27 protein-coding genes are annotated in these 24,922 nt (G+C 34.6%); 26 read left to right on the top strand and 1 reads right to left on the bottom strand.

What is annotated here, in order from left to right:
• Window positions 1-167: 167 nt before the first annotated feature.
• Window positions 168-983 (bottom strand): aldo/keto reductase, encoded by an 816-nt coding sequence (locus ACMHYH_RS08830; RefSeq protein WP_414839036.1) that lies wholly within the window; start codon window positions 981-983, stop codon window positions 168-170.
• A gap of 233 nt (window positions 984-1,216) precedes the next feature.
• On the opposite strand from ACMHYH_RS08830, the gene trpS reads away from it, so the two are divergent.
• From trpS to fliE, 26 genes are all read left to right on the top strand, one after another.
• On the top strand, window positions 1,217-2,230 hold the full coding sequence (gene trpS / locus ACMHYH_RS08825) for a tryptophan--tRNA ligase (RefSeq protein WP_414839035.1): 1,014 nt from the start codon (window positions 1,217-1,219) through the stop codon (window positions 2,228-2,230).
• 489 nt (window positions 2,231-2,719) lie between these two features.
• On the top strand, window positions 2,720-3,025 hold the full coding sequence (locus tag ACMHYH_RS08820) for a phasin family protein (protein ID WP_414839034.1): 306 nt from the start codon (window positions 2,720-2,722) through the stop codon (window positions 3,023-3,025).
• Window positions 3,026-3,053: 28 nt separating this feature from the next.
• The gene (locus ACMHYH_RS08815) at window positions 3,054-4,652 is read left to right on the top strand and encodes an ABC1 kinase family protein (RefSeq protein WP_414839033.1); all 1,599 of its coding nucleotides are present in this window, start codon (window positions 3,054-3,056) and stop codon (window positions 4,650-4,652) included.
• A gap of 337 nt (window positions 4,653-4,989) precedes the next feature.
• Window positions 4,990-7,098: a methyl-accepting chemotaxis protein gene (locus ACMHYH_RS08810; RefSeq protein ID WP_414839032.1), complete on the top strand. Its 2,109-nt coding sequence runs from the start codon at window positions 4,990-4,992 to the stop codon at window positions 7,096-7,098.
• Between the two features lie 168 nt (window positions 7,099-7,266).
• Window positions 7,267-7,716 (top strand): chemotaxis protein CheW, encoded by a 450-nt coding sequence (locus ACMHYH_RS08805; RefSeq protein WP_414839031.1) that lies wholly within the window; start codon window positions 7,267-7,269, stop codon window positions 7,714-7,716.
• An 11-nt stretch (window positions 7,717-7,727) separates the two neighbouring features.
• Window positions 7,728-8,243: a chemotaxis protein CheD gene (locus ACMHYH_RS08800; RefSeq protein ID WP_414839030.1), complete on the top strand. Its 516-nt coding sequence runs from the start codon at window positions 7,728-7,730 to the stop codon at window positions 8,241-8,243.
• Between the two features lie 25 nt (window positions 8,244-8,268).
• On the top strand, window positions 8,269-9,297 hold the full coding sequence (locus ACMHYH_RS08795; protein ID WP_414839029.1) for a protein-glutamate methylesterase/protein-glutamine glutaminase: 1,029 nt from the start codon (window positions 8,269-8,271) through the stop codon (window positions 9,295-9,297).
• Complete coding sequence (locus tag ACMHYH_RS08790; protein WP_414839028.1) at window positions 9,294-10,064, top strand: CheR family methyltransferase; 771 nt, start codon at window positions 9,294-9,296, stop codon at window positions 10,062-10,064. The genes ACMHYH_RS08795 and ACMHYH_RS08790 overlap by 4 nt, the downstream gene beginning before the upstream one ends.
• Before the next feature lie 83 nt (window positions 10,065-10,147).
• Window positions 10,148-12,196, top strand: a complete 2,049-nt coding sequence (locus ACMHYH_RS08785; RefSeq protein WP_414839027.1) for a chemotaxis protein CheW — start codon at window positions 10,148-10,150, stop codon at window positions 12,194-12,196.
• Window positions 12,186-12,794 (top strand): chemotaxis protein CheC, encoded by a 609-nt coding sequence (locus ACMHYH_RS08780; RefSeq protein WP_414839026.1) that lies wholly within the window; start codon window positions 12,186-12,188, stop codon window positions 12,792-12,794. Before ACMHYH_RS08785 ends, ACMHYH_RS08780 begins: the two co-directional genes overlap by 11 nt.
• A 1-nt stretch (window position 12,795) precedes the next feature.
• Entirely contained in the window at window positions 12,796-13,158 is a 363-nt protein-coding gene (locus ACMHYH_RS08775; RefSeq protein WP_414839025.1) for a response regulator, read from the top strand.
• A gap of 9 nt (window positions 13,159-13,167) precedes the next feature.
• Entirely contained in the window at window positions 13,168-13,584 is a 417-nt protein-coding gene (locus ACMHYH_RS08770) for a chemotaxis protein CheW (RefSeq protein WP_414839024.1), read from the top strand.
• 2 nt (window positions 13,585-13,586) lie between these two features.
• Entirely contained in the window at window positions 13,587-14,585 is a 999-nt protein-coding gene (fliM, locus tag ACMHYH_RS08765; RefSeq protein WP_414839023.1) for a flagellar motor switch protein FliM, read from the top strand.
• On the top strand, window positions 14,585-15,661 hold the full coding sequence (gene fliY, locus ACMHYH_RS08760; RefSeq protein ID WP_414839022.1) for a flagellar motor switch phosphatase FliY: 1,077 nt from the start codon (window positions 14,585-14,587) through the stop codon (window positions 15,659-15,661). The genes fliM and fliY overlap by 1 nt, the downstream gene beginning before the upstream one ends.
• Window positions 15,662-16,031: 370 nt before the next feature.
• On the top strand, window positions 16,032-16,322 hold the full coding sequence (gene flgM / locus ACMHYH_RS08755) for a flagellar biosynthesis anti-sigma factor FlgM (RefSeq protein WP_414839021.1): 291 nt from the start codon (window positions 16,032-16,034) through the stop codon (window positions 16,320-16,322).
• Window positions 16,323-16,329: 7 nt separating this feature from the next.
• The gene (locus ACMHYH_RS08750; protein WP_414839020.1) at window positions 16,330-16,698 is read left to right on the top strand and encodes a flagellar motor switch protein; all 369 of its coding nucleotides are present in this window, start codon (window positions 16,330-16,332) and stop codon (window positions 16,696-16,698) included.
• Window positions 16,699-16,713: 15 nt separating this feature from the next.
• Window positions 16,714-18,159: a flagellar hook-associated protein FlgK gene (flgK, locus tag ACMHYH_RS08745; protein ID WP_414839019.1), complete on the top strand. Its 1,446-nt coding sequence runs from the start codon at window positions 16,714-16,716 to the stop codon at window positions 18,157-18,159.
• 3 nt (window positions 18,160-18,162) lie between these two features.
• A complete protein-coding gene (flgL, locus tag ACMHYH_RS08740) occupies window positions 18,163-19,092 on the top strand; it encodes a flagellar hook-associated protein FlgL (protein ID WP_414839018.1) in 930 nt (309 codons plus the stop codon).
• 214 nt (window positions 19,093-19,306) lie between these two features.
• Window positions 19,307-20,545 (top strand): flagellin, encoded by a 1,239-nt coding sequence (locus tag ACMHYH_RS08735; RefSeq protein ID WP_414839017.1) that lies wholly within the window; start codon window positions 19,307-19,309, stop codon window positions 20,543-20,545.
• A gap of 85 nt (window positions 20,546-20,630) precedes the next feature.
• Window positions 20,631-20,999, top strand: a complete 369-nt coding sequence (locus ACMHYH_RS08730; RefSeq protein WP_414839016.1) for a flagellar protein FlaG — start codon at window positions 20,631-20,633, stop codon at window positions 20,997-20,999.
• A gap of 4 nt (window positions 21,000-21,003) precedes the next feature.
• Window positions 21,004-22,479, top strand: coding sequence for a flagellar filament capping protein FliD (fliD, locus tag ACMHYH_RS08725; protein WP_414839015.1), 1,476 nt, complete (start codon window positions 21,004-21,006; stop codon window positions 22,477-22,479).
• A 22-nt stretch (window positions 22,480-22,501) separates the two neighbouring features.
• Window positions 22,502-22,867, top strand: a complete 366-nt coding sequence (locus ACMHYH_RS08720) for a hypothetical protein (protein ID WP_414839014.1) — start codon at window positions 22,502-22,504, stop codon at window positions 22,865-22,867.
• A gap of 88 nt (window positions 22,868-22,955) precedes the next feature.
• Window positions 22,956-23,318, top strand: a complete 363-nt coding sequence (fliS, locus tag ACMHYH_RS08715; RefSeq protein ID WP_414839013.1) for a flagellar export chaperone FliS — start codon at window positions 22,956-22,958, stop codon at window positions 23,316-23,318.
• Window positions 23,319-23,730: 412 nt separating this feature from the next.
• The gene (gene flgB / locus ACMHYH_RS08710; protein WP_414839012.1) at window positions 23,731-24,111 is read left to right on the top strand and encodes a flagellar basal body rod protein FlgB; all 381 of its coding nucleotides are present in this window, start codon (window positions 23,731-23,733) and stop codon (window positions 24,109-24,111) included.
• Between the two features lie 24 nt (window positions 24,112-24,135).
• Window positions 24,136-24,570, top strand: a complete 435-nt coding sequence (gene flgC, locus ACMHYH_RS08705; protein WP_414839011.1) for a flagellar basal body rod protein FlgC — start codon at window positions 24,136-24,138, stop codon at window positions 24,568-24,570.
• Window positions 24,571-24,602: 32 nt separating this feature from the next.
• Window positions 24,603-24,911, top strand: coding sequence for a flagellar hook-basal body complex protein FliE (fliE, locus tag ACMHYH_RS08700; RefSeq protein WP_414839010.1), 309 nt, complete (start codon window positions 24,603-24,605; stop codon window positions 24,909-24,911).
• Window positions 24,912-24,922 lie beyond the last annotated feature (11 nt).

Genomic DNA, 24,922 nt, shown 5'->3' with positions numbered 1-24,922 from the left:
TTATCTCTTAAGAAAACTAAGCTAGATATGGCAATAGAGTAAGTCTGTCGTTAATGATTACGGATAAATAAAAATAATTTTGAATAAAATAAATAGGCTGAATAAAAAGTAAAAAGAAAGAAAAAGTGCCTAAATTGACTTTTTCTTTCTTCATTTACAGTCATTAATTAGTTTTCGCGTACATCTTTTATTGCATCTAATATTTCTACATCTGCTGGAGAAATAGTAAAATCGAGTTGACTATTTTCAATGATACGACTTTCATGAGTTGATTTTGGTAAAGGCACTGTATCTTTTTCTATACAGTAACGAATAGACAATTGAGCAGGAGTTACGTCATATTTTTTGGCCATTGCGATTATTTCAGGACTATCTAAGATATCGCCTGTGGCTAATGGTGAATAAGCTTCAATAAGAATATCATTCTCATTACAAAAAGCCACTAACTCTTTTTGGTCTCTGCCGATGTAGAAAGGAATTTGGTTAGCCATTGGTACGATGTCACAAGCGTCAATTAAAGCTTTGATATCCGTTATTGAAAAGTTAGAGACACCAATTGCACGAATTTTTTTATCGTTGTACAATTTCTCCATTGCTTTCCAAGTTTGAATATTTTCTTTCGTATAATCTTTGCCAATTTCATCCCACGGCCAAGGGGCATGGATAAGGTAAAGATCAATGTAGTTCATTCCTAGATTTGTGAGAGTGGTATCGAAAGCTTCTAGTGTTTCATTGTATCCTTTAATCTGTGCGGGCAATTTACTTGTTAGAAAAATAGCATCACGCGATAGGCCAGAATCTTTAATCGCTTTTCCAACATTTTCTTCATTTCCATAGGCTAAGGCTGTATCAATGTGTGTGTAGCCATTTTTGATGGCCATTGTTACCGCATCATAGGCCTCTTCATTTGGAATCTGCCACGTACCAAAACCGATATAGGGAATAGTTGTACCGTTATAAAAGGTAAATTGTTTTTCTTTCACTTTAAATGTCCTCCTTGTTGGTTATCTACTTATAATTAATAGATAGTAATCGTTTTCATTAATCTATTATACCAAAAAAACTAACGGATTAAAATGATAGAGATTTTTAAATAAAATCCTTTCTTAAAAATCCTTTTTATTTTTAATAGAAATCGATGATAAGAACGTTTCAGAATGTGTTATGATGAATAAGATAAATAAAATGATACCAATAAAAAGTGAGGAATCAACCCATGAGTAAAATAATATTAACAGGCGATAGACCAACCGGTAAGCTCCATTTAGGGCATTATGTTGGCTCTTTGAAAAACAGATTGATGCTACAAGGTGATGCAGAAAATCAAACCTTTATCATGATTGCAGATCAACAAGCATTAACAGATAATGCAAAAGATCCTAAAAAAATACAAGATAGTTTACTTGAAGTTGCATTGGATTATTTGGCAGTAGGCTTAGATCCAACTAAATCCACGATTTTTGTGCAATCTCAAATCCCTCAATTAGCAGAATTGACAATGTACTACTTAAACTTAGTAACCGTGTCACGCTTGAAACGCAATCCAACAGTGAAATCAGAAATCAATGAAAAGAATTTTGGCGAAAGTATTCCAGCTGGATTCTTCATGTACCCGGTTAGTCAAGCAGCTGACATCACAGCCTTTAAAGGCACACATGTCCCTGTTGGAGAAGACCAAAAACCAATGATTGAGCAAACAAGAGAAATCGTAAAAGATTTTAACCGAATTTACAACACGGACACATTGGTCATGCCAGAAGGTATCCTTCCTGAAAAAGGGCAAGAAAGATTAATCGGCATTGATGGCAAAGGTAAAATGAGCAAATCGTTAAACAATGGCATTTATCTATCTGATTCATCTGATGCCATCAAGAAAAAAGTGATGAGCATGTACACAGATCCTACTCACATCCGTGTAACCGATCCTGGTAAAGTAGACGGCAATGTTGTCTTTACCTATCTAGATGTTTTTGGAACAGACAAAGAAAAAATTCAAGCGTTGAAAGAAGAGTACCAACACGGTGGTTTGGGAGATGTAAAAATCAAATTGTATCTAAACGATACCTTGCAAGATTTCCTACAACCGATAAGAGAAAGCAGAGAACAGTTTGCCAAAGACAAAGAAGAAGTTTACCGTATGCTAAAAAATGGTAGCCTAGCTGCTGAAAAAGTAGCCGCGCAGACCTTATCTGAAGTGAAAGCTGCTATGGGAATCAACTATTTCGGTTAATCTAGTTCGTCACTCTTTAAGCTTTCCTAACACAAGATTACTTGTGTTAGGAAAGCTTTTTTTGATAAATTTTTGGAAAATGAGGGTTCGATAGTACTTGCTAGGGCTTTTTTACATTAATGGGTGAAGTTTCTTAAGGAGCTTCTCGGCTTTTGGTCGCTTAAATAGACAAGTCTTAACAGTATTCTTTCCCACTTGTCTACTTTAAGGGAGATTAGACGAGTGGGGAGTGATTTTCACTCTACTGGGCTAAAAAACCAGAGCAGTAGACAAGTGGAAAGTTATTTTCTTCAAACTTGTCCAGTTTAGAAAAAAAGGCCAGTAAATAGAATTAAGTAAGAAAAAGATGAAGCAACTAGAAAGAAAGGCAGCGGGGTATAACGTTAGGAGAAGCTATCTTAAAGGCTCTTTCTTCAATAGAAATCGCTCTCATGTTATACTGTAATCAACTAGAAACCATTTCAAAAAAAAGAGAGGAAGGAAAAAATCATGATGGAAGAATTGAAGAAATTGGTGTTCGCAGGAATCGGAGGGGCGGCTCTAACTTATGAGAAAGCTCAAGAGGTCGTCGAGAATTTAGAAAAGAAAGGCAAACTTTCGGTAGAAGAAGGCAAGCGTTTAAAAGAAGAATTGGTGCAACGTAAAAATGGCAGTGAAAAAGAAGCAACCAATCATGAAGACGTTGAGGCGCACTTAATCGAAATGACGGCGACGCATAGAAAAGACCTTGAGGAATTGGAAAAAAAAGTAGCAGACTTAACACAAAAAGTAGATGAATTAATCAACAAGCAATAAGTCACTAGCGATTGGTGGGGATTGAGAGATGGAAAAGTCAGGTGGTGAACGATTAAGAGAGATTGTAACAGTTCTTGCTTCGTATGGATTTGGCTATCTTTACCGAACGGCATTCAAAAATGCCAATCAAAAGCAAGATGCCGTTAGTCTTCGTAAAGCGTTTGAAGAATTGGGGTCTAGTTTTATTAAAATTGGGCAAATTATTTCTACTCGCCCAGATTTGTTGCCACAAGAGTATATTGACGAACTATCTAAACTACAAGATAACGTTCCTCCTTTTTCTTTTGTTGCTATTCAACGTATTTTTAAAGAAGAATTTGGTGAAGACATTGAGGCAGTTTTTGACCAAATAGAAGAAACACCATTAGCCAGTGCATCTATTGCGCAAGTTCATCGGGCTAGGATGAAAAATGGCGCAGAAGTGATTGTAAAAGTTCAACGACCGGATATCGAAGAAAACTTATTGAGAGACATCGCTCTATTTTCTCGCATTCTATCATTGGCTCCACATACGATAAAAGAGTTGATTTCTGATCCTGATCTAGCTCTCAAAGAAATTGAAGAAGCAACAAAAATGGAACTAGATTTCAGAAATGAAGCGACTGCATTGCTGAAGTTTAAAGTATTCAATAGAGAACTTAAATCTGTTGGTGTACCCAACTTAGTCAGTACCTACGTTTCAAAAAGAGTCTTAGTTGAAGAATACATTGATGGAATAAAAATTCTTGATTTACCTGAATTAGAAAAAGAAGGCTACATTAAAAAAGATATTGCAGAAAAATTAGTCGTCTCTTTTTTCTCACAAGTCTTTAAAGATGGTTATTTTCATGGTGACCCACACCCTGGGAATATTTTAATTAGAGATAAAAAAATTATTTTTATTGATTTTGGTATTATGGGTGAACTAGCGGTTGAAAATAGAGAAAGTTTAGTTAAACTATTAAAAGCTATTGTTTTTAATGACATTGATTTAGTGATGAATAGTCTGTTGAAAATGGGTGTAACAAAAGAGCGAATCAATCGATACGAGTTTTATGAAGATTTAACGTACTTTTTTGAAACCTATTTAACAACTAGCTACCAAAAAATCAATATGAGTACCCTATTTGCTGATCTGTTGGAAGTAACTCAAAAGCATCGTATTATAATTCCCAATGATTTTACGATGTTAGTTAAGTCGATGAGTATGATTGAGGGCATTTTGGCAGAATTAGATCCAGAAATAAACGTCTTGAAAGTTGCCAATCTATACATGCAAGCGAGTGATGATTTATCCTTATATGATTCTATCTCTAAAGAAAAATTGTTGATTACAAGCTATAAACTATCGAAAGATTTAATTGATTTTCCCAACCAGTTAAAGCAACTATTGACGAATGCGACTAGTGGCAGAGCAAAATTGCATATTGAATTAGTTGATGCGGATAATAAGTGGAAAGGCCTCAATAAAATGGTCAACCGATTGGTCTTTGCCTTGATTATTGCGGCACTGATTCTTTCCTCAGCGATCATTGTTGCAATGGCAGAAAGTTCAAGTGTTTCTATCATTGGGATTATCATTTTTCTAGGCGCAGGATTAATGGGTATTTGGCTGCTTATTTCTATTATTCGTTCAGGTACGTTGTAATCAAATAAAAGATGAGAACAGCCAGGACTATAAAGTTCTTGCTGTTTTTTGTCTACGTAAAATTACGTCATTATTTTTATTAACGTTTATTTTATAATAATTGAACAGCTAATTTAATTAAAATGAGAGCCCTTTCTATTCTTTGCGAAATAAACGTAGTTCTTTTAATAATAAGTTCAAACGAATGCTTAAAAAAAATTAAAACTAGCCGATATAAACATTAGCTAGTAATCTGATGTTTAATAAGATTTTAATCATATGATAAGCTGGGTGAAATAAATACGCCACATATGGTATGGACTAGTTAATTTTAATGACTTAAGAGGAGGCTTTTTGGGTGGTTCGTAAAAATAAAAAATCAGTAATCAGAAAAAAGAGTATAGGAATGAAAGTTGGCGTTACGCTATTCTTGTTATTTATTATACCTGTCATCATTGTTTTATCAGCAACAACGATTAACACAAAAAACTCTATTGCCAAACGAATTGAAGCAAGCGAAAAAAGTACCACAACTCAAGTAGCCAACCAATTTGATTGGGCAGGACAAGAGTTAGAAGACACAATCGAAGCTTTAGCTCAAAAGGCTAGTTTTAGATATATGGAAAAAGGACCGGAAAAAGATGATGCTATTTTAGAAGATTTAAAATTAGCTAAAGCAAGTGGACTTTACATAGAAGATGCCTATTATGCACCGATAGAAGGCGGATTGATTAGGGAAGAAGCCATTGCAGATTTTGATAGTGCATCAAGAGTTTGGTACCAACGAGCTGTTGAAAGACGAGGAGCAGTATTCTGGACAGAACCGTACACAGATTATGTTACAGGAGAAGTTGGTTTAACTATTTCTAAAGCGATTATCAAAGAAAGTGAAGTTATCGGCGTAATAGGATTGGATTTAAGTCTTAAAAATCTTACAAAATTGATTACTTCGTCACAAGTAGGGACAACAGGAGAAATTTTTGTTCTTTCAGATAAAGGCAGCTATTTAATCTCTAGAGATCAAGAAAAAGTAGGAAAAGACGTTTCAAATAAACCTATTTTCAAAAAAGCAGATGATCAATTTGGATTTATCTTAGATAAAACGTTTAATAAGGATATTCAAACGTATTACAAAAAAGTTGGACGTTTAGGTGTTATCATTTACGGAGCAGTTCAAGATGGAGAAATGGTTGAAGAAAATCAAGCAAGTATTAGAAGTGGTTTTATCGTCACATTACTATCTTTAATTGTAGCCTTGTTAGCTGCTTTGCTGTTTACTTTAATAATTAAAAGAATCGCTAATGCTATCATTTCAGCATTTACACGAGTTGAGCAAGGAGATTTAACGGTTCAAATGATTCATTCAGATATTACACTCACTCCTAAAATAAAATGGTTGGAAAAACGTAAGACAAATTCTAAAAAACCGTCTAAAGGACAGATTAAACCAATTATTGAAAAAGAAATCAATCCAAATGGTGATGAGTTAAATCAAATTGCCTTCTCATTTAATCGAATGGTCAAGAATTATAAAGCAATTGTTGGCGATATTAAGAAAAATAGCCAACTTATATTAAATATGACATTGTCACTGACTGAAATTTCAAAACAAACGACTTCTGCAACCGAAGAAGTTTCTGAAACAATCAGCGGAATCGCTGAAGCAACGGGTATACAAACACAAGATACAGAAGAAACAGCTAATAAAATGGACGAACTTTCAACAATCCTTGCAGGAGTTGAAGAAAGTGTTCAAACAATTGGGAAAAGCGCTGATGATACAACGATAGCTAATGGCCGCAATAGTGAAAAAATGCTTGATGTATATGAAAATTGGCAAGCCAATATTCAAATGATGCTCCAATTAACAGAAAGCATTAATGCGGTTGATGAAGATATTCAAAGTATCGAAAACATCAGTAAAGCAATTAGTGGTATCTCAGCACAAACAAACTTGTTAGCTTTAAATGCTTCTATAGAAGCAGCAAGAGCGGGAGAGTCTGGAAGAGGTTTCGCGGTTGTTGCTGACGAAGTAAGAAAGTTAGCCGAACAAAGTGCTCAATCAACACGAAGTATCACCGATATTATTAAAACAGTTCAAAAGAGTTCTCAAACAATGATTGCCAAGATGAGTGAATCTTTTGAAGAGAGCGAAAAACAAACAAGAACAATCGACGAAGCAATTGATTCAGCTAATACCGTGACGGATCAAATGGAAATTTTAGTAGAAAATATTATTAACGTAGTCGGCTTAAGTAGTCAAATTGAAAGCAAAAAAGATGACACACTTGCTTCAGTTGAAAATATAGCTGCTTCGGCACAAGAAAATTCAGCGGGTACAGAACAGGTTTCTGCAAATGCTGAAGAAATACTAGCGACAATGGAAGAATTCAGTGCAAATATCGATGACTTAGACAACATTGCAAAAAAATTAGCTGATGAAACAAGTCAGTTTAAATTGGAATAAGCCCTTTCTTAAAAAATGAAACGAATCATCTATCAATAGAACAGTGAATCAGCAAGTACTCGATTGTGCAAAAAAGAAGCAACTAGTCCTTTTTTGTACAAAAGATTGTTGCTGGTTTTCTGTTAGTCGTTGAAGAGAGAGTTAAAACAAGATTATTGGAGGAACAAGATGGAAAAGTTTATTGTTTTTACTAGTGGAGCTCAGAATTTTGCTATCCCTATCACAGCAGTCGAAAAAATTATCATGATGCAAGCCCCAACAAGAATTCCAGATACGTCTTCTTATCTATTAGGAGCTATTCCTTATAGCGATCAACTGTTGCCAATCATTGATCTATGTGAACGACTATTTGGTCAAAAAACGGTTCGAACAGATAGCACAAAAATTATTGTCGCTGAATGGAAAGAGTTAAAAATTGGTTTAGTAGTGGAAGACGTCCTGTCTGTTAGCAATTTTGAAGAATTGCCAAAAAACGAGGCAGAAGAAGATATACGAGAAGCAGCTAAGTACGTCCGTGCTTTATTTAAAACAGAAGAAGGCATTGTTTTAGTGTTAGATGTAGATGACCTATTCTCATCAGGAAATGAAAGAGAACTAATTGAATTAATCAACAAATAAAAAACTTCAAAATGAGTCGTGAGATAAAAGAATGGGGAAAAGGCATGCTCAACGAAATAAAGGTAGGTATTTCAGATTATAAGGTAGCGAGGGTACCTCAAGTATTAATGACAATAGGACTAGGTTCTTGTGTTGGGATTGCTATTTATGATCCTAAAACAAAAATTGGTGGACTGAGTCACATTATGCTACCAGATAGTACGTCATTTAAAAGTGCCAATAAAATTGAGAAATTTGCTGATTTAGCTATTCCGCAAATGGTCTCTGAAATTAGAAAACAAACAAAAAATCAAAAGCTGATAGCGAAGATTGCTGGTGGTGCTAGTATGTTTCAAACAGCTAATGATTCATATACAGGAAGCATTGGTGAACGAAATGTTGCTGCAGTCGAACGCAGTCTAAAGCTATTAAATATTCCTTTATTAGGAACCCATACAGGAGGAAATATGGGCAGAACAATGATTGTAGATTTAACGACTTTTGCAGTCACGGTTCGGATGGTTAACCGAGATATCATCGTATTGTAACAGTGAATAGGAGCGTGTAAAAAAGATGGGAATAAAAGTGTTGGTTGTGGATGATTCTGCATTTATGAGAAAAATAATAACTGAAATGATATCAGATATAGCCGGTTTAACCGTTGTTGGAACAGCTAGAAATGGCCATGATGCGTTGAAATCTATTCCTTTATTAAAGCCAGATATCGTGACGTTAGATATTGAAATGCCAGGTTTAAATGGTCTAGAGACACTTGAAAGAATCAAAAAAGAATTTGATATTCCTGTAGTCATGATGAGCTCCCATAGCGGAGAAGCTATTACAATTGAAGCATTAGAGCTAGGTGCAATGGACTTTATTGAGAAACCGGTCGATTTAAAAAATCAAGCAGTAGACTTTAAAAAAGAGATTGAAAAAAAGATTAAACCACTAATAGAAGAAAAAGAAGAACCAACTCCGAAAAAACAGCTAGAAAAAAGAACAACAACGAAAGAATGGCAAAAAAATGTTCCAAAAAAGATTGAAGCAATTGTTATAGGAGCATCTACTGGAGGACCAAAAGCCTTATTGCATATTATTCGTCATTTACCAGAAACGTTGGTCATTCCAGTATTTATTGTGCAACATATGCCCAAAGGCTTTACGTTATCCTTTGCTGAACGGCTAAATCTAAAGTCAGTAGTAACAGTCGTCGAAGCACAAGATGGAATGGCTGTTGAGAAAGGGATAGTTTACCTAGCTCCTGGAGACTATCATATGACCATCAAAGAAAATAAAATTGCCTTAAACCAAACACCAAAAATTTTAGGAGTAAGACCGGCAGTAGATTACTTATTTCAATCAGCAGCTATACGCTATAAATCAACATTAGTAGGCGTAATTTTAACTGGAATGGGACACGATGGCAGTGAAGGGATGAAGCACATAAAAGAACAAGGTGGTTTTACCCTAGCACAAGACCGCGAAACATCTGTTGTTTATGGTATGCCAGGCAGTGCAATCAAAGAAGGGGTAGTAGATGAAGTAGCTAGTTTAACAGAGTTATCAGATAAGATAAATTGGATGATAAGGATGAGACAATGAGCCTAAATTATGATTTTTTTTATGAATGGACGAATAAACATTTAAATCTCAATCTAGCCGGGTACAAAGAAAAGCAATTACAGAGAAGAATTGCAAGTGTGATGAAAAATGCGGGCTCCTTAACGCTAGAAGACTACTCTAAAAAAATAGCAAAAGATGAAACAGTCAAACAACAATTTTTAGATTACATTACAATCAATGTAACGGATTTTTTTCGCAACCAAGATATTTTTGAAGAATTTGAATCACAATTGAACGTCTTGTCTCAAACTTTTCCATCCATGAAAGTTTGGAGTGCGGCCTGCTCTACCGGAGCAGAAGCCTACTCAATGGCGATGATTTTTGACAAACATAAATTGAGAATGGCAGAAAAAATACTGGCTACAGATATTGATGAAACGATTTTGAAAAGAGCAAGAGCAGGTATCTATAAAAATCATGAAATGAAAAATGTCCCAATAAAAGAACAGACGACATATTTTGATGAAAAAGATGGATCATTTTATTTGAAACCAGTGATTAAAAACCAAGTTCAATTTAAACGACAGGATTTAATTGCGGATACGTTTGGTAAAAACTTCCACATCATTGTTTGCCGCAATGTAACGATTTACTTTAAAACTGAAGTTAAAGAAGATCTTTATCAACGATTTAGTGACTCACTTGTTAAAGGGGGTATCTTTTTCACTGGAGCAACAGAAGCTATCTATAACCCAGAAATTTATGGATTAAAAAAAATATCTGCATTTATGTACGAAAAACTGTAAACGAATGGTGTCCGTAAGAAAATTCAACTGGACAAAAAAAGATCTCTCATAGGCTAATGAGAAAATGAAAAAGGAGGAATACAATGGATGAAAATAGTAAGTACCTCGAATTATTTTTTGAGGAGGCAGATGAACATTTACAAAGTTTAAATGAGCAAGTACTCGAATTAGAAAAACACCCAGAACAATCTAAAATAGTTGACGTGATGTTTAGATCGGCGCATACAATCAAAGGGATGGCAGCCACAATGGGATTCGATACAATGACTAAATTAACCCATAATATGGAAAATGTTTTCGACTTGTTAAAGTCAGCTGCTATTCAAGCAGATGAACAATCTATTGCTCTCATCTTTGATTGTTTGGATACGTTATCTCAATTAGTTGAAGACTTGCGTGAAGACAATAAAGTTGAACGAGATATTTCAACATTGGTGGAACGACTAAATGCTGTTGTAGAAGGAGAAAATGATGAAACGGTTGAAGAAGCTGCTTTAACAGATGATCAATTTAATCTGGAGCTACATAAACTAGATGATTCCGATATTCAAGTAATAGAAAGTGCAAATGAGAATGGGTTTAATGCTTATAGATTAGCGGTTAAAATAGCAGAAGATAGCAGTATGAAAAATGCTCGCGTTTTCTTAGTAATGAGTAAATTAGAACAACAAGGTGATGTGTTATATATTGAGCCAGCTGCAGAAGTACTAGAAAATGAAGAATTTGGAGAAGTATTTAAACTCATCTTTTTAAGTAAAGCGGATGAAGAGACAGTTAAGGATTTGGCCTTAGATAATAGTGAAATTGACGCTGTTTTAATTGAAACCGTTACGGATGCTCGAATGCTTATTCAGTCTAACCCAATAGAACAAGACGAAAAAGAAGAAGTTAGCGTGATTGAACAAGAAGAAAAGACTCCAACACTAACGGAAAACAAAATAACTGAGACAAAAGCTTCGTCAAAGCAAGTGATGAATCATTCTGTTCGAGTGGATATTGATAAGTTGGATACATTCATGAACTTGGTCTCTGAATTGGTTATCTATCGAACTCAACTAGAAGACTTTAGTGCAAAACTTCAATCGGCAGAATTAAATGAGCCATTGGAACAAGTAGCGAGAATCAGTTCAGAGTTACAAGAGTTGGTTCTAAAAATTAGAATGCAACCCGTCAGTGCTGTAATGAATCGCTTTCCAAGAATGGTACGAGATTTAGCCAATGATTTAGACAAACAGTTTGAGTTAGTGATTGAAGGGGAAGATACAGAGCTAGATCGCACAGTAGTCTCTGAGCTGGGAGAACCCTTGATTCATTTGATTAGGAACGCAGCCGATCATGGCATTGAGATGCCTGATAAACGACTAGCATTAGGCAAACCTGCTAAAGGACAAATCAAAATCACGGCTTATCAAGAAGGGAATCGGGTTGTTTTAACAATTTCCGATGATGGCAAAGGCTTGAATCCTGAAGTGATTAAAGAAAGTGCTGATAGAAAAGGTATTCCTACAGAAGGATTGAATGATAAAGAATTGCAACAATTGATTCTGCATGCTGGATTTTCTACTGCAAAAGAAGTAACGAGTATCTCTGGTCGTGGCGTTGGGATGGATGTCGTGAAACAAAAAATCAATCTATTAGGTGGAACCATTGAAATTGATAGCGTGGTCGACCGTGGAACGGTCTTTAAAGTGAACTTGCCACTAACCTTATCCATCATTCAATCATTATTGATTAAAGTAGGAGAAGAAACCTTTGCTATGCCACTTGGTATTGTTCAAAAAATCATCAAGCCAGAACTAACAGACATTATTCAAGTACACAATCAAGAGATTTATCTTTTTGAAGAAGTAGCGATTCCTGTAATTCGCTTGAATGAAGTTTTTGACATTCCAGCAGTAGAAGAAGACAACTTGCACTTGATTTTAGTCAATCAAGGAGATAAGCAATACGCTTTAGCAGTAGACGATATCCTTAGACAACAAGAAATTGCGATTAAAAAACTCGGATCCGAACTAAGTCTAATGAAGAAATATCTTGGCGCAACAATTATGGGGAATGGCGGTATTATTATGATTTTAGATATTGCAAATATCTGTAAAGAAACGAGTCAGGAGACAAATTATGAACTCTGATTACTCTTTTTTAGAATTAGATGCTCTTAAAGAAGTGATTAATATTGGTGGTGGGAATGCTGCAACAAGTTTATCACAATTAATTGATAAACCCGTTAACATGGGTGTTCCTGTTATTGAAATGTTAGACTATTCAGAAGTTTATGAACAAATTATGCCAGAAGATGCAATTGTTAGAGCGGTCATGATAAGAATGTTCGGTGATGCAGAAGGTATCTTCCTGTTTACAGTTGATCAGAAAGCCTTTGAAAATATCGTTACAATGATGATACCAGAAGAAATGGAGTATTCGGATGCACTAGCTGAATCAGCTTTAAAAGAACTAGTTAATATTTTAGTCCATTCATTTTTAAATGCGATTATTAAATTATTAGATATTCAATTAGTAACTTCAGTTCCACTATTGACAAAAGATATGTTTGGGGCGATTATGAGTAGTGTCTATTTGGAACAAGGACAATACGATGAGTCTATTATGATTATCAAAAATGAGTTTTATCATGCTGGTGATCGATTAGATTCTTCTTTATATTTTGTTCCCCAACCAGGAGTAATAGAAAAAATGTTTGAATTATTAGGAATCGGAGGAGAAGATTAAAATGACGAAAAGAGTAATGATAGTAGACGATGCGGCTTTTATGAGAATGAAACTGAAAGATATCTTAGAAAAAAATGGGTACGAAGTAGTAGCAGAAGCACAAAATGGCATAGAAGCTATTGAGAAATATAAACAAGAAAAACCAGATTTAGTTACGATGGATATTACGATGCCAGAGATGGACGGTGTAGAAGCTCTAAAAGGCATCAAAGCCTTTGATCCAGCTTCAAGAGTCGTGATGTGTAGTGCTATGGGACAACAAGGCATGGTAATGGATGCTATCCGTTCTGGAGCTGTTGATTTTATTGTCAAACCTTTTGACACAGACCGTGTTATTAAAGCGTTAGATAAAGCAGTACTGTAGGCTATTGATATGATACAGATAATTGTTTTTACGCTAAATGATAAATACTATGCCTTTTTATCTGAAGATGTTGAAGAAATTTTGAAAAAAATGCCTTGGACAACCATCCCTCAATCTCCAACTTGGGTACAAGGCTTAATTAATTTAAGAGGTAATGTGATTACATTGATAAATTTTTATAAACTTTTATCTCCCTCTGGTGAAACCGAAGAATTGTGTTACAATAACATTATTATTGTGAAGAATAATGATGAAAAATTAGCATTTATGGTGGATAATGTTGAATGGGTTACTGAAATTGATCCAGCGAACATCCAACAGTTGACCAATCAACCCGATGATCACATCTCTGGTTTAATTAAAGTAAAAGATCAGATCGTGAATATGATTGATATGGAGACACTATTTTATAAAAATGAGGGATAATAGTGAAACAGGTTTTATCACAACAAGAAATTGATTCTTTATTGGAGGCTGTAAAAAGCGGTGAAATAGATGAAAAAGGACTCGAAGACCAAGAAAACGAAAAAAATAAAGTCAAAAGTTACGACTTTAAACGTCCAGCTCGTCTTTCTAAAGAATACATTAGTACGTTAAATATGGTCTTTGAGGAATTTTCTAAAATCATTGGAAACCGGTTATCAACCCAAGTTAGGCATAATGTTGAAATGCATCTTGCATCAGTTGAACAAGTTAGTTTTGATGAATTTGTTCATTCTGTTCCACGTTTTACATTAATGGGATTGTTTCAATCTAAACCGCTAGAAGGTACCCAAATTATTGAATTAAGTCCACAGCTTTCTTTGCAATTGATTGATTTATTATGTGGTAGTTCTGAAGTAAGGTCCAATAATGGGCAACCAGAAAAAACAAGTTTTACAGATATTGAAAAAGCGATTCTAACGGATATTCTAACAGATTTCGTCCATTCGTTTGAATTGGCTTGGCGTGATGTTATGGAACTAGATGCTACACTAGAAGCAACAGAGACAAATCCACAACTTTTACAAAATATGTCTCCTAATGAACCCGTTATTTTAGTGACCTTTACAGTTGATTTGTTCGAGGTACGAACGTTTGCTAATATCTGTGTCCCTTATATATTTTTTGAAACGATTTTAGATAAATTAAGTTTTAAGAATTGGTTTGATACCGAAAGAGGAACAGACCGTTCAGATGATAAAAGAATAGAAACCAGTTTAAATTTTGCTAAAGTAAATCTGGAAGTACTTTTAGGTGAGGCGACCATGACCTTAGAAAACTTTTTGCAGTTAGAATTGGGTGATATTATTCCACTAGAAGGAAAAACGTCCGATCCTTTGGTTATGTCAGTCGAACAACGTCCACATTATCTTGTTAAACCGGGAATAAAAGGTAAAAATAGGGCAGTAGAAGTATTACAGTATATTGAAGGAGAGATAAACTGATGAGCAATGAAATGCTATCTCAAGAAGAAATAGACGCGATGATAAATGGTACCGCAGAAACGTCTAGTGCCCCTATTGCTGCAATTGATAACGACCAAGAAGATATTATTGGCGAAGTTGGAAACATAACCATGTCCCAAGCTGCAACAACTCTTTCTTCTATTTTGAATCATCGAGTGACGATTACAACACCACGTGTCTCTTGTGTGAAATTTGAAGAAATTATCAGAGAAAGCTCCATACCTAAAGTAGTTACAACGATTGAATACAAAGCTGGTTTAGTAGGCAGCAATTTATTGATGATGGATGTAACAGATGCGATTATTATTGCTGATTTAATGATGGATGGCGATGGGGATGCGACTGGCAAAGAATTTACTGAGCTAGAATTAAGCGCAGTTGGCGAAGCGATGAATCAAATGATTGGCTCCGCTTCAACTGCTATGGCAACAATGTTGGGACGAATAGTTGATATTTTACCACCAGATGTTGAAGTGTGGGAAGATATTAAAACAGTGAAATATGATAAAATTTCTGCAGATTCTGTAGTGTGTAAAATTTCGTTTAAAATGACGGTCGATGATTTAATAGAAAGTGAAATTATGCAAATCTTCACACTGGATACTGTTCGAGATATTTCTACAATCATGATGAACGGCAGCGATGCAGAGGTTCTAGATTATAAAAAAGCAGACAGTCAAGTACAACAACCTGTTCAAGTAAATCAGCACAAAGAGCAAACTAGAACTGTAGATAGAGTAGCTATTCAGACACCTGGATTTCAAGAATTAGTTGATACTAACAAATCAAATAATACAAATAATTTAGATTTAATTATGGATGTACCTCTTCACTTTAGTGTTGTGCTAGGAGAAAAACAAAAAACAATTAAAGATATTTTATCGCTAGGGACAGGCTCAGTTGTAGAATTAGATAAAATGACTGACGAACCTCTACAGATATTTGTTAATAACAAGCTAATAGCAGAAGGCGAAGTTGTTGTTATCAATGAAAGCTTCGGCGTCAGAATTACCAATATTCTAAGTCAAGAACAAAGAATCAAAAAAATTAAATAAAAAAATCCGTAGTAGCTTCGAAAAGAATAGAGTTAGCTGCTGTCAAATAGTGTTAATAGTAGTGGAAAAGCTAGAGGTTACAATTAAACGATAAACAAAAGAGTCGAAACAACTTGTTTCGGCTCTTTTGTTTATCCCATAAAGCAAGATATAAAGACTTGGATAAAACTGTTATTGTTTCATTTCATTATTTTAGGTAGAATGAAAGCAGGTTAGACTCTTTTTATTATTTCTGATAAAAAAGGTTAATTTTAATAAGAATCCTCCGATATTCACTATGAGCAGGAAAAGCTGAATGCAAAGGAATCAATGATGAACAATTAAATCCTAAAAAACTAGAAAAGATAATTTCAAAAGGAGTGTTGAAAAAATGAAAATTGAAAATGGCTACAATCACTATTTGAATGCTGTCCGTCAAAACAAAGATCAAGCTCAAGCAAAAGGAATGTCACCTAAACCAACAGAGCCTATTAAAAACGAAGAATCTGTCCAAGTCAATATTTCAGACACAGCGAAAAAAATGGCCCAAGCAAAATCTGCCGGTTCAAAAGATATCGATATAGAAGCGATTAAAAAAGCTGTTTTAGATGGAACGTATAGTTTTTCTGCTGAAAAGATTGCTCAAGGTATGGTAAATGCTATGAATGAACAAGGGAAGTAAGGATGAAATGAAAAAAAAACTAGGCGTTAGTGAAACACTAAACCAATTCAAAACGGTTTTACTGGAAGAAAAAGAAGCGTTAATAAAAAATGACAGTGCGCGTGTGCTTACTGCTATCGCAGAAAAGGAAACGTTTATAGACAGTCTACCGACACTGGATACGACAGGATTAAACAAAGAAGAGTATGTTAAAATTGTTGCAGAAATTAAAGAACTACAAGAAACGAATTTGTTGTTAACCAAACAAGCCTTACGTTATCAGGAAAAAATGATGGAAGCTATTACCGATAGTGCAAAAACGTCTGGATCAACGTATTCTAAAAATGGGCAATACAGTGCCGAAAAAAGAGCAACAATTATCGATCAATCCCTATAAAGAGGTGAAAAAAGGATGTCAGGTTTATTTGGAATATTAAATAATGCTACGAAAGGTTTGAGTGCTCAGCAATCGGCGCTACAAACAACGAGTCACAATATCGGCAATTCAAATACAGAAGGTTACTCAAGGCAACGAGTCAATATGGTAGCAGATAGTCCTCATACTCTTCCTGGCGTTGGTCAATTAGGAACCGGTGTGAGGATTTCATCTGTTGAGCGAATAGTCGATCCATATGTCAATAAGCAACTTTCAAATGAGAACTCTTCTCTAGAAAAATATAAGCAGAAATCAGATGTACTTGGACAGTTAGAAGGTATTTTTAATGAGCCTTCAGAAACAGGCTTGAATAAAAGTATTAGTGAAGTCTTTTCATCTTGGAAATATTTAGCGTCTAATCCAGAATTACCAACAGCTAAAATGATGGTTGCGCAAAATACAGGAAATTTTACAGATACCCTCAATCATATGTCTAACCAAATTGAAAAATTGTATGATGGAACGGCTAGCAGTATAGAAAAAGAAGTCTTAGATTTCAATTCAAAAGTTGAGCAGTTGAGCTCGTTAAATAAACAAATTTTTAGTGTAGCCATTAAAGGTGATTCACCAAATGATTTACTGGATCAACAAGACAGACTGGTAAGTGAATTAGCAGGAATTGCTGGTATAGAGGCAAGCTACGATAAATTCAATCGTGTTAGTATTAGTGTCGGTGGCCAGGAAGTCTTAAATGACAAGTCCATAAAAACGTTAGGAGTAAAGAAGACTCCTGCTGGTCAATTAGTTGTTAACCAAGAAAATAAAGATCCAATGGGTGCAACGGAGATTTCAATTGATTCTGGTAGAATTAAGGGGTCGCAAGAAGCACTCGTAGAGATTACAAATAAAAAACAAGATTTAAATGATTTAGCTTTTACTTTCGCAACGGCTGTCAATAAGATACATAGTGCAGATAAACCAGGTAATGCGTTCTTTGACTTGAATGAAGATAAGGGGAGCAATTATGCCTCATTGATAAAAGTTGATGATGCGATCTTAAAAGATATAAGTAAAATAAATGCTGGTAGAGAACTAGGAACAGCCGTTGCTGGTGACGGTACACGTGCTCAAGCAATCGCATCATTACAAAATACATTACTAGGTTATCCTTCAACGGATATGACTTATGATGATAAAACGATGTCGATTGTTAGCAAACCCGGTGGTTCAACCGTTTCAGGTGCTTACAATAATGCTGTAACGGAAATGGGTATCACCAAACAACAATCAGATAATATGGTCAAGAGCCAAGATGGACTAGTTAGTTTGCTTAAATCGCGGCGAGAATCGATCTCTGGTGTTTCTATCAATGAAGAAGTAGCAGATACGATGAGGTACCAAAATGCTTTTCAAGCGAATTCTCGTGTTATCTCCGTTATTTCAGAAATGCTGGATACGTTAATCAATCGAATGGGAGTGTAATTTATGCGTGTAACAGATTCTTTAATGTCCCAGAGTTTTTTAAGAAACTTAAATGCCAGTACAAACAATATGTTGAAATACCAAAAGCAATTAGCTACCCTAAAAGAAGTCAGTAAGTCATCAGATGATCCATTACGTGTTTCTAAAATCTTGGATTTAAACAATACAATCGTGCAAACAGACCAATACAAAACAACGATTAATGATTCTATTCAATGGACCAATGTGCAAGATTCAGCTTTGGATAGTGCAACGAAATCACTGCAGCGAATCAAAACACTCATCCAAGCTTCTGCTAATGACACGTTAAATCATTCAGATCGTCAAGCTCAAAAACGTGAAGTTGAAGCAGAGATTAGTGGCGTTGTTGATGCACTAAATACAAATTTTGGGGGACGGTATGTTTTTGGAGGAGTGAATACAACAAAAATACCTTTTGAAGTAGACAAAGGGAGTGCGGGCGAGATTACTGGCATAAGTTATCACGGTACAATTCCTGATGTAAGCGGCAATTTGACTCGAGAGATTGCGCCAGGTGTATCCATTGAATTAAATACAGATGGAACTGTATTTATCAACGAGAAAGGAACAACTGGATCACCGGATAATATCAGTACCTTTTTTACAGATGTTTTACAAGCGTTAGAATCAGATGATACAGAAAAGTTATCTGGCTTACTAGACAAAGCAGATCAGCAACTGGATAACGTAGTAGCAAATCGCTCTAAAGTGGGGTCAATCTTTAATCGACTAGAGGCAACACTGGAACGCAACACGAGTGAACAACTCAATCTCAAAACAATGTTATCTGAAAACCAAGATATTGATTTAGCTGAAAAGTATATGGAATTCACAATGGAAAATACCGCGTATCAAGCGTCGTTATCGATGGGTACAAAAATTCTCCAAACAAATATATTGGACTATCTCTAAAAGATAGTCTTTTTTCTTTATAAAAAATAAAAAAATTATCCTTAACTCTTACTTAAACGAGCCGATATAAACAGTAGAAGGCAAAGCAGACTACTTATTAGTTTAAAAAATTAAAAATAAAGCACAAAAAAGTACTTAACAGTAAGTGAATCATACCGATATAAGAAGTAGAAGGCAACACCTTCACAAAATAGACTCTAGGAGGAACATTATCATGAGAATTAATACAAATACAGCAGCAATGAATACTTACTCTAACCTTACATCAGCTAACGCTTCAAAAAGCAACTCATTAGCTAAATTATCATCAGGTCTACGCATCAACAAAGCTGGAGACGATGCAGCTGGTTTAGCTATTTCAGAAAAAATGAAAAACCAAGTTAGTGGAATGACTCAAGCTACCCGTAATGCCCAAGATGGGATTTCTTTAATCCAAACAGCTGAAGGTGCGTTAACTGAAACACACAGCATCTTAAATCGTATGCGTGATTTAACCGTTCAATCAGCTAATGGAACAAATACGACGGATGATAAAAAAGCTATTCAAGGAGAAATTGACTCACTAACATCAGAAATTGACCGTATTGCTGGCGATACTAAATTTAATACACAAGGATTGATGAACGGTTCTGAAATTACAGCAACCTCAATTAGTGCTAAATTTGATCCAACAACTAAAACAAATGATAATAAATTATTAGCTAAAGCGATTACAACAAAAGATGCAACTATTACATTAGTTCAAGATGGTACTGATACAAGTGCTAAAATATCTGAAGCACTAAACAAGTTAACTCCAGAGAAACTAAAAGAAGTAGTTGTTGAGTATAATGAACAAAAAGTAACTGATCTAGGAAATGATAAAACAACTGCTGCTGCTTTTGGTGTTACTACGGATAAAGCAGGTTTTGATGCTATTGCAAATAAATATGGAGTATCTCCTGCTGCTGCTGCTGCTACTACTGCTGCTGAAAATACTGCTCTGAATACTGCTATCGCAACAGCAACAGCAGCAAATAAACCATTAAAAGCCTCTGATTTTGCTAGTACTAAATCTACTAACTTTGATTTTCAAATTGGTGCAAATGCTGGTGAAAAAATTAGTATTAAAATGGAAAATATGAGTACTAAAGGGTTAAATATTTCAGAGATTAATGTTGCTACTGGAGAACAAAAAACGGATGATATTTTAGTCAAGCTAGATAAAGCTATTTCTTCAGTATCAGATCAGCGTGCTACTTTAGGAGCTACTCAAAACCGTTTAGATCACACAGTTTCTAACTTAACAACAACAAAAGAAAACTTATCAGAAGCTAATTCTCGTATTACTGATGTAGACATGGCTGAAGAAATGATGAGCTTTACTAAATCAAACATCCTTTCTCAAGCTGCAACGTCAATGTTGGCTCAAGCAAACCAAATGCCACAAAGTGTTTTATCATTATTACAATAATCAACTGAAAATAGTTGAACAGTTTTTACAAAAAGCCGGCGCTTTGCCGGCTTTTAGTTTATAATGAACTGTGTTTGTCAGATGAATGGAGAAAATAAAGGTGGATATTATTCAGGCTATCAATCATGCCCTTCAAATACGACCAATTGGGATTGAGCCATATGCGCAAATTAACTTAAAAAATGAAACTACTCATTCTCAAGAAGAAAAGCTACAAGAAACAATTTTTTCTAAAGAAGAACTAGAGAAAAAAGTTGCTGAAATAAATGATTCTATTTTAAGTTTCAATGCACAATTTTCATTTAAAGTGCATGAAGTAACAGGCAGAACCGTTGTAGGATTGATTGACACTCAAACACATGAAGTCGTTAAAGAAATCCCACCTGAAAAGATGATGGATGTTGTTGTTGAGTTATGGGATTTAACGGGTATCATCGTAGATAGAAAGGAGTGAACATATGGCAAATGATTTAAGCTTCATGGGTTCCTATTCAGGAATTGACATGAAAACAGTCGACTCCTTAATTCAAGCAGAGTCAGGGAAACTAGTTAAATATTCGAATAAGCAAGCTAGTTTGACAACTGAAAAAAACGCCTGGAAAGATATCAATACGCGCTTAAGCAGTTTATATGAAAAACTAGGTAGTTTAGAAGAAGAAAAAACCTTTAAATCTAGAGATGTTACAAGTTCAAATACAACTAAATTAGCTATTTCTGCAAAAGAAAATGCTCAATTAGGCGATTATTCCGTTGAAGTTATTCGTTTAGCGACTTCAGCAACAATGACTTCAGGGAAAATTACAAATACAGCAGGAAAATCGGTTAACGAGGCATTAAATTTACAAGGTAAATTTTCAATTACAAACAACGACTATAATTCAGATAAACCTGAAGAAAATAGAGCTATAATAGAGATTAAAACAGAAGATAGTTTAAAAGATATCGTTGATAAAATAAATGATAAAACAAAAGTATCTGGTATTCAAGCCAAAATAATCGATCGACAACTTATTTTGACTGATACCAAAATGGGAGCACGGACATTTAGTATTGGTGGAATAGAACCCGGATCCGGTAGTTCGATTGTTAGCGAATTAGGGCTAGATCCAGATACAACTGATGCAGATAAAAGACCAGCGCTTGGTACAGGTAAAACGTCCGAAATCATAGTTGATGGAATAACGATTACAAAAGATACCAATACCATTGAAGATGCAATTGATGGTGTGACATTAACACTGAAAGAATTGAGTGAAGTTGGGAAACCAATGACTGTAACAGTAAAAGAAGATACAGCAAAAACAGAAAAAGCCATTCAAGATGTTGTTGACCAATACAATTCTATTTTAAGCTTTATTGGGACACAACTAGATATCGGTGATCCTTCAGCAGAAAAGAATAAAACAGGTGCTTTAGTTGGGGATAGTTCCTTGATTCGCTTAGAAACTGGACTTCGTTCGTTAATGACAGCGAATGTAAATAATGGCAGTACTTCTGTCAGAAATATGTCAGATTTGGGAATTACAGTCGATCGGGCAGGTAAAGCGACGTTAGATACAAAAAAATTAAAAGAAGCTTTAGCTAATGATCCAGCGGCAGTAAAAAACCTGTTTTTCAATCCTGAAAAAAAAGAAGCGAGCGTTGAAGGTGAAGCAGTTGTTGCTGCTGAAAAAGAAAAAGGCATGGCTGAAAAAATGCGTTCGCTGATTGATAGTTATATTTCTGATAAAACCGGTATTATTACAAATAAATCCAAAACATTTGAGAATGAAATAAAAGATATCGGTAAAAGTATCACGAGTTTCAATGAACGACTAGAAAAAAAGCGAGCCAATTATATTGCGATGTTTACTCGTCTAGATACGGTTATGATGCAGGCTGAGTCGCAAATGGCTTATTTAAGTAGCCAGTTTAATCCACCAAGTAACAAATAATGGTTAAAAAGAAGGGTAGAAGATGGCAACAACTAAAAAGTGGAATCAACTAAGGGCTAATCTATTGGAAACAATCTGGCAATTAATCACTTCATGGGATGGTACACTAGAACATGCCCTGAATATCACAGAAACGAATCAAGAAAATATAGCGAAGTGGCAAAAGTTGATGGAACAAGTAGCTAATGAACCTTTTTTACCTTATACTGATAGCGAAATAGAAAAGCAAAATGAAGTAACAATGATTCAAGAAAATATCTTAATAATGATTACTAGTGAACGATCAAGAGTGGTTTCACAGCTAAAACAAATCAATCAAAAAAATAAAGTTCGTGACAACTATGTTTCAGCTAAACGTGAACCTTTTTTTATTGATAAAGGGCTATAAAAAAGAAGCGGTTATCTATATTAATTAGTCTGAGTTAGATGACCGTTACATAAGTAAAAAAAAATCATTTAAAAAGGAAGATGAACCAATGGATTACAGAAATGTTTCGAATATTTATAAACAAAATCAAATTTTAAATGCGACACCTAAAAAATTAGTTGTGCTGTTATATGAAGGAGCAATTAAAAATTTAAAGCTAGCCGAACTTTCTGCTGCTGAAAAGAAAATTGAACAAACAAGTAATGCCTTAATTAAAGCCCAAGATATTATTCAAGAATTAATGGCTACTTTAGATTTCAAGAACGGTGGAGAAGTCGCTGAAAACTTAAATCGATTGTACGATTACTTTATAACCGAGTTAATTAATGCTAATCGTTCAAAAGATACAGAAAGTATAAAAAAAATCCGAGTTTCTTTAGAAGAATTACGGGATACATGGATTGAAATTTAAAAATGTCGATTTTTAGACACAACTGTCCTCTATTTTTTAAAACGTTGAATGAATAGTGTTATCCTTACTTTTTTTCTAAAGTAAGGATTTTTTATTTTTTTGATAGGTAAGCGTTTACTAGAGAGGATAGGTTTGATAAGAATTGATTCAACTAATAAAAATATTGTAATTTAAAATGTGTAGACTAAATAGAATAAAATAGATTAAAAATAATCATAGAAATTTTATTGCTCAATGAATCTAATTCGGTTATACTAAACTCTACGAATGGATAGACAATCTCTAGTTAAAAAACTATATGTTATTTTAAAATATATACATAACGTATGTATTTTTTGTTTCAACAGAATTATCTTCTTTTATGAAGGTTGTTTATAGAATAAAAACTAGTTCGTAATGGAGGCAATAAAAAATGAGTAATTCTACTTATAATTTAATGAAAAATGCTCTTGATGCAACTGAGCTAAGACAACAAATGATTTCAAGTAACCTTACAAATGTCAATACACCTGACTATAAAGTTAATAAAGTTGATTTCGAAGATCAATTAAAAAAAGCGTATGATGGAACAGCCATGAGAAAAACGAACGTTCGGCATATTGGAGCAAATAACCCTTATGAAGTAAAACCTATTGTGACAAAAAGAACGGACACAGCCATGAAAGAAAATGGCAATAATGTTGATATTGACATGGAAATGACCGATGAAGCAGCAACAACAATTCAATATAATGCACTTGTTGCGCAATTAAATGCTAAATATGCCATGCTTCACAGTGCCATTACAAGATGATAAAATTAGTTGGAGGGATAAGCGATGTCTATTTTTAATTCTTTACATATTAACGCAAGTGGCCTAAGTTTAGAAAGATTAAAATTAGATACAATTTCGACTAATATTGCTAATGTCAATACAACACGAACTGAAGAAGGCGGTCCGTATTTAAAAAAAGAAGTGCAGTTTGAAGAGAATTTTAAACAAGTCAAATCTTCCTTTACAGAAAATATTGAAAGAAAAAGTTTTGGTGTGAAAACGACAGCAATAGTAGAAAATAATACGGGCTTGACTACGGAATATAATCCTACTCATCCAGATGCTGATGAAGAGGGATATTTGCAATTGTCAAATGTGAATATGGCTGATGAAATGATTGAAATGATTATGACCCAACGGACTTATGATGCGAATGTGACAGCGATGAATGCAAGTAAAGAAATGTTGAAAAAAGCATTGGAAATTAAAACAAATTAAGCGAAAAATGATTAAGGTAGAGGAGAATTTGAATGAATATAGAAAGATTAACAGCTAGCTTATTGACGGGGATGAACCCAGCAACTGCATCAAATACGAAAGCACAAGAAGCACCATTGTCAGAAGCTTTTTCGGGACTGATCGAGCAAGCAATGACTAAGTTGAATGACAAACAATTATCATCTGAACAAGCAGTAGAAAGCTTGATTACTGGAGATGCTGATAACTTACATACAGTGATGATTCGAACATCAGAGGCACAATTAACGTTAGACTTAGCTTTACAGCTTAGAAATAAGGGCCTTGAAGCATATAATGAAGTAAAAAATATGCAATTTTAATGAGTAATAAA

Source organism: Carnobacterium sp. TMP28 (genome assembly GCF_047553015.1).
GTDB lineage: Bacteria > Bacillota > Bacilli > Lactobacillales > Carnobacteriaceae > Carnobacterium_A.
This window is presented reverse-complemented; position numbering and strand designations above follow the sequence as displayed.

Excerpts from the sequence above, each read along its gene's own strand:
- trpS (WP_414839035.1), top strand. The coding sequence starts at position 1,217 with ATGAGTAAAATAATATTAACAGGCGATAGACCAACCGGTAAGCTCCAT.
- ACMHYH_RS08820 (WP_414839034.1), top strand. The coding sequence starts at position 2,720 with ATGATGGAAGAATTGAAGAAATTGGTGTTCGCAGGAATCGGAGGGGCG.
- ACMHYH_RS08815 (WP_414839033.1), top strand. The coding sequence starts at position 3,054 with ATGGAAAAGTCAGGTGGTGAACGATTAAGAGAGATTGTAACAGTTCTT.
- ACMHYH_RS08805 (WP_414839031.1), top strand. The coding sequence starts at position 7,267 with ATGGAAAAGTTTATTGTTTTTACTAGTGGAGCTCAGAATTTTGCTATC.
- ACMHYH_RS08800 (WP_414839030.1), top strand. The coding sequence starts at position 7,728 with ATGAGTCGTGAGATAAAAGAATGGGGAAAAGGCATGCTCAACGAAATA.
- ACMHYH_RS08795 (WP_414839029.1), top strand. The coding sequence starts at position 8,269 with ATGGGAATAAAAGTGTTGGTTGTGGATGATTCTGCATTTATGAGAAAA.
- ACMHYH_RS08790 (WP_414839028.1), top strand. The coding sequence starts at position 9,294 with ATGAGCCTAAATTATGATTTTTTTTATGAATGGACGAATAAACATTTA.
- ACMHYH_RS08785 (WP_414839027.1), top strand. The coding sequence starts at position 10,148 with ATGGATGAAAATAGTAAGTACCTCGAATTATTTTTTGAGGAGGCAGAT.
- ACMHYH_RS08780 (WP_414839026.1), top strand. The coding sequence starts at position 12,186 with ATGAACTCTGATTACTCTTTTTTAGAATTAGATGCTCTTAAAGAAGTG.
- ACMHYH_RS08775 (WP_414839025.1), top strand. The coding sequence starts at position 12,796 with ATGACGAAAAGAGTAATGATAGTAGACGATGCGGCTTTTATGAGAATG.
- ACMHYH_RS08770 (WP_414839024.1), top strand. The coding sequence starts at position 13,168 with ATGATACAGATAATTGTTTTTACGCTAAATGATAAATACTATGCCTTT.
- fliY (WP_414839022.1), top strand. The coding sequence starts at position 14,585 with ATGAGCAATGAAATGCTATCTCAAGAAGAAATAGACGCGATGATAAAT.
- flgM (WP_414839021.1), top strand. The coding sequence starts at position 16,032 with ATGAAAATTGAAAATGGCTACAATCACTATTTGAATGCTGTCCGTCAA.
- ACMHYH_RS08750 (WP_414839020.1), top strand. The coding sequence starts at position 16,330 with ATGAAAAAAAAACTAGGCGTTAGTGAAACACTAAACCAATTCAAAACG.
- flgK (WP_414839019.1), top strand. The coding sequence starts at position 16,714 with ATGTCAGGTTTATTTGGAATATTAAATAATGCTACGAAAGGTTTGAGT.
- flgL (WP_414839018.1), top strand. The coding sequence starts at position 18,163 with ATGCGTGTAACAGATTCTTTAATGTCCCAGAGTTTTTTAAGAAACTTA.
- ACMHYH_RS08735 (WP_414839017.1), top strand. The coding sequence starts at position 19,307 with ATGAGAATTAATACAAATACAGCAGCAATGAATACTTACTCTAACCTT.
- ACMHYH_RS08730 (WP_414839016.1), top strand. The coding sequence starts at position 20,631 with ATGGAGAAAATAAAGGTGGATATTATTCAGGCTATCAATCATGCCCTT.
- fliD (WP_414839015.1), top strand. The coding sequence starts at position 21,004 with ATGGCAAATGATTTAAGCTTCATGGGTTCCTATTCAGGAATTGACATG.
- ACMHYH_RS08720 (WP_414839014.1), top strand. The coding sequence starts at position 22,502 with ATGGCAACAACTAAAAAGTGGAATCAACTAAGGGCTAATCTATTGGAA.
- fliS (WP_414839013.1), top strand. The coding sequence starts at position 22,956 with ATGGATTACAGAAATGTTTCGAATATTTATAAACAAAATCAAATTTTA.
- flgB (WP_414839012.1), top strand. The coding sequence starts at position 23,731 with ATGAGTAATTCTACTTATAATTTAATGAAAAATGCTCTTGATGCAACT.
- flgC (WP_414839011.1), top strand. The coding sequence starts at position 24,136 with ATGTCTATTTTTAATTCTTTACATATTAACGCAAGTGGCCTAAGTTTA.
- fliE (WP_414839010.1), top strand. The coding sequence starts at position 24,603 with ATGAATATAGAAAGATTAACAGCTAGCTTATTGACGGGGATGAACCCA.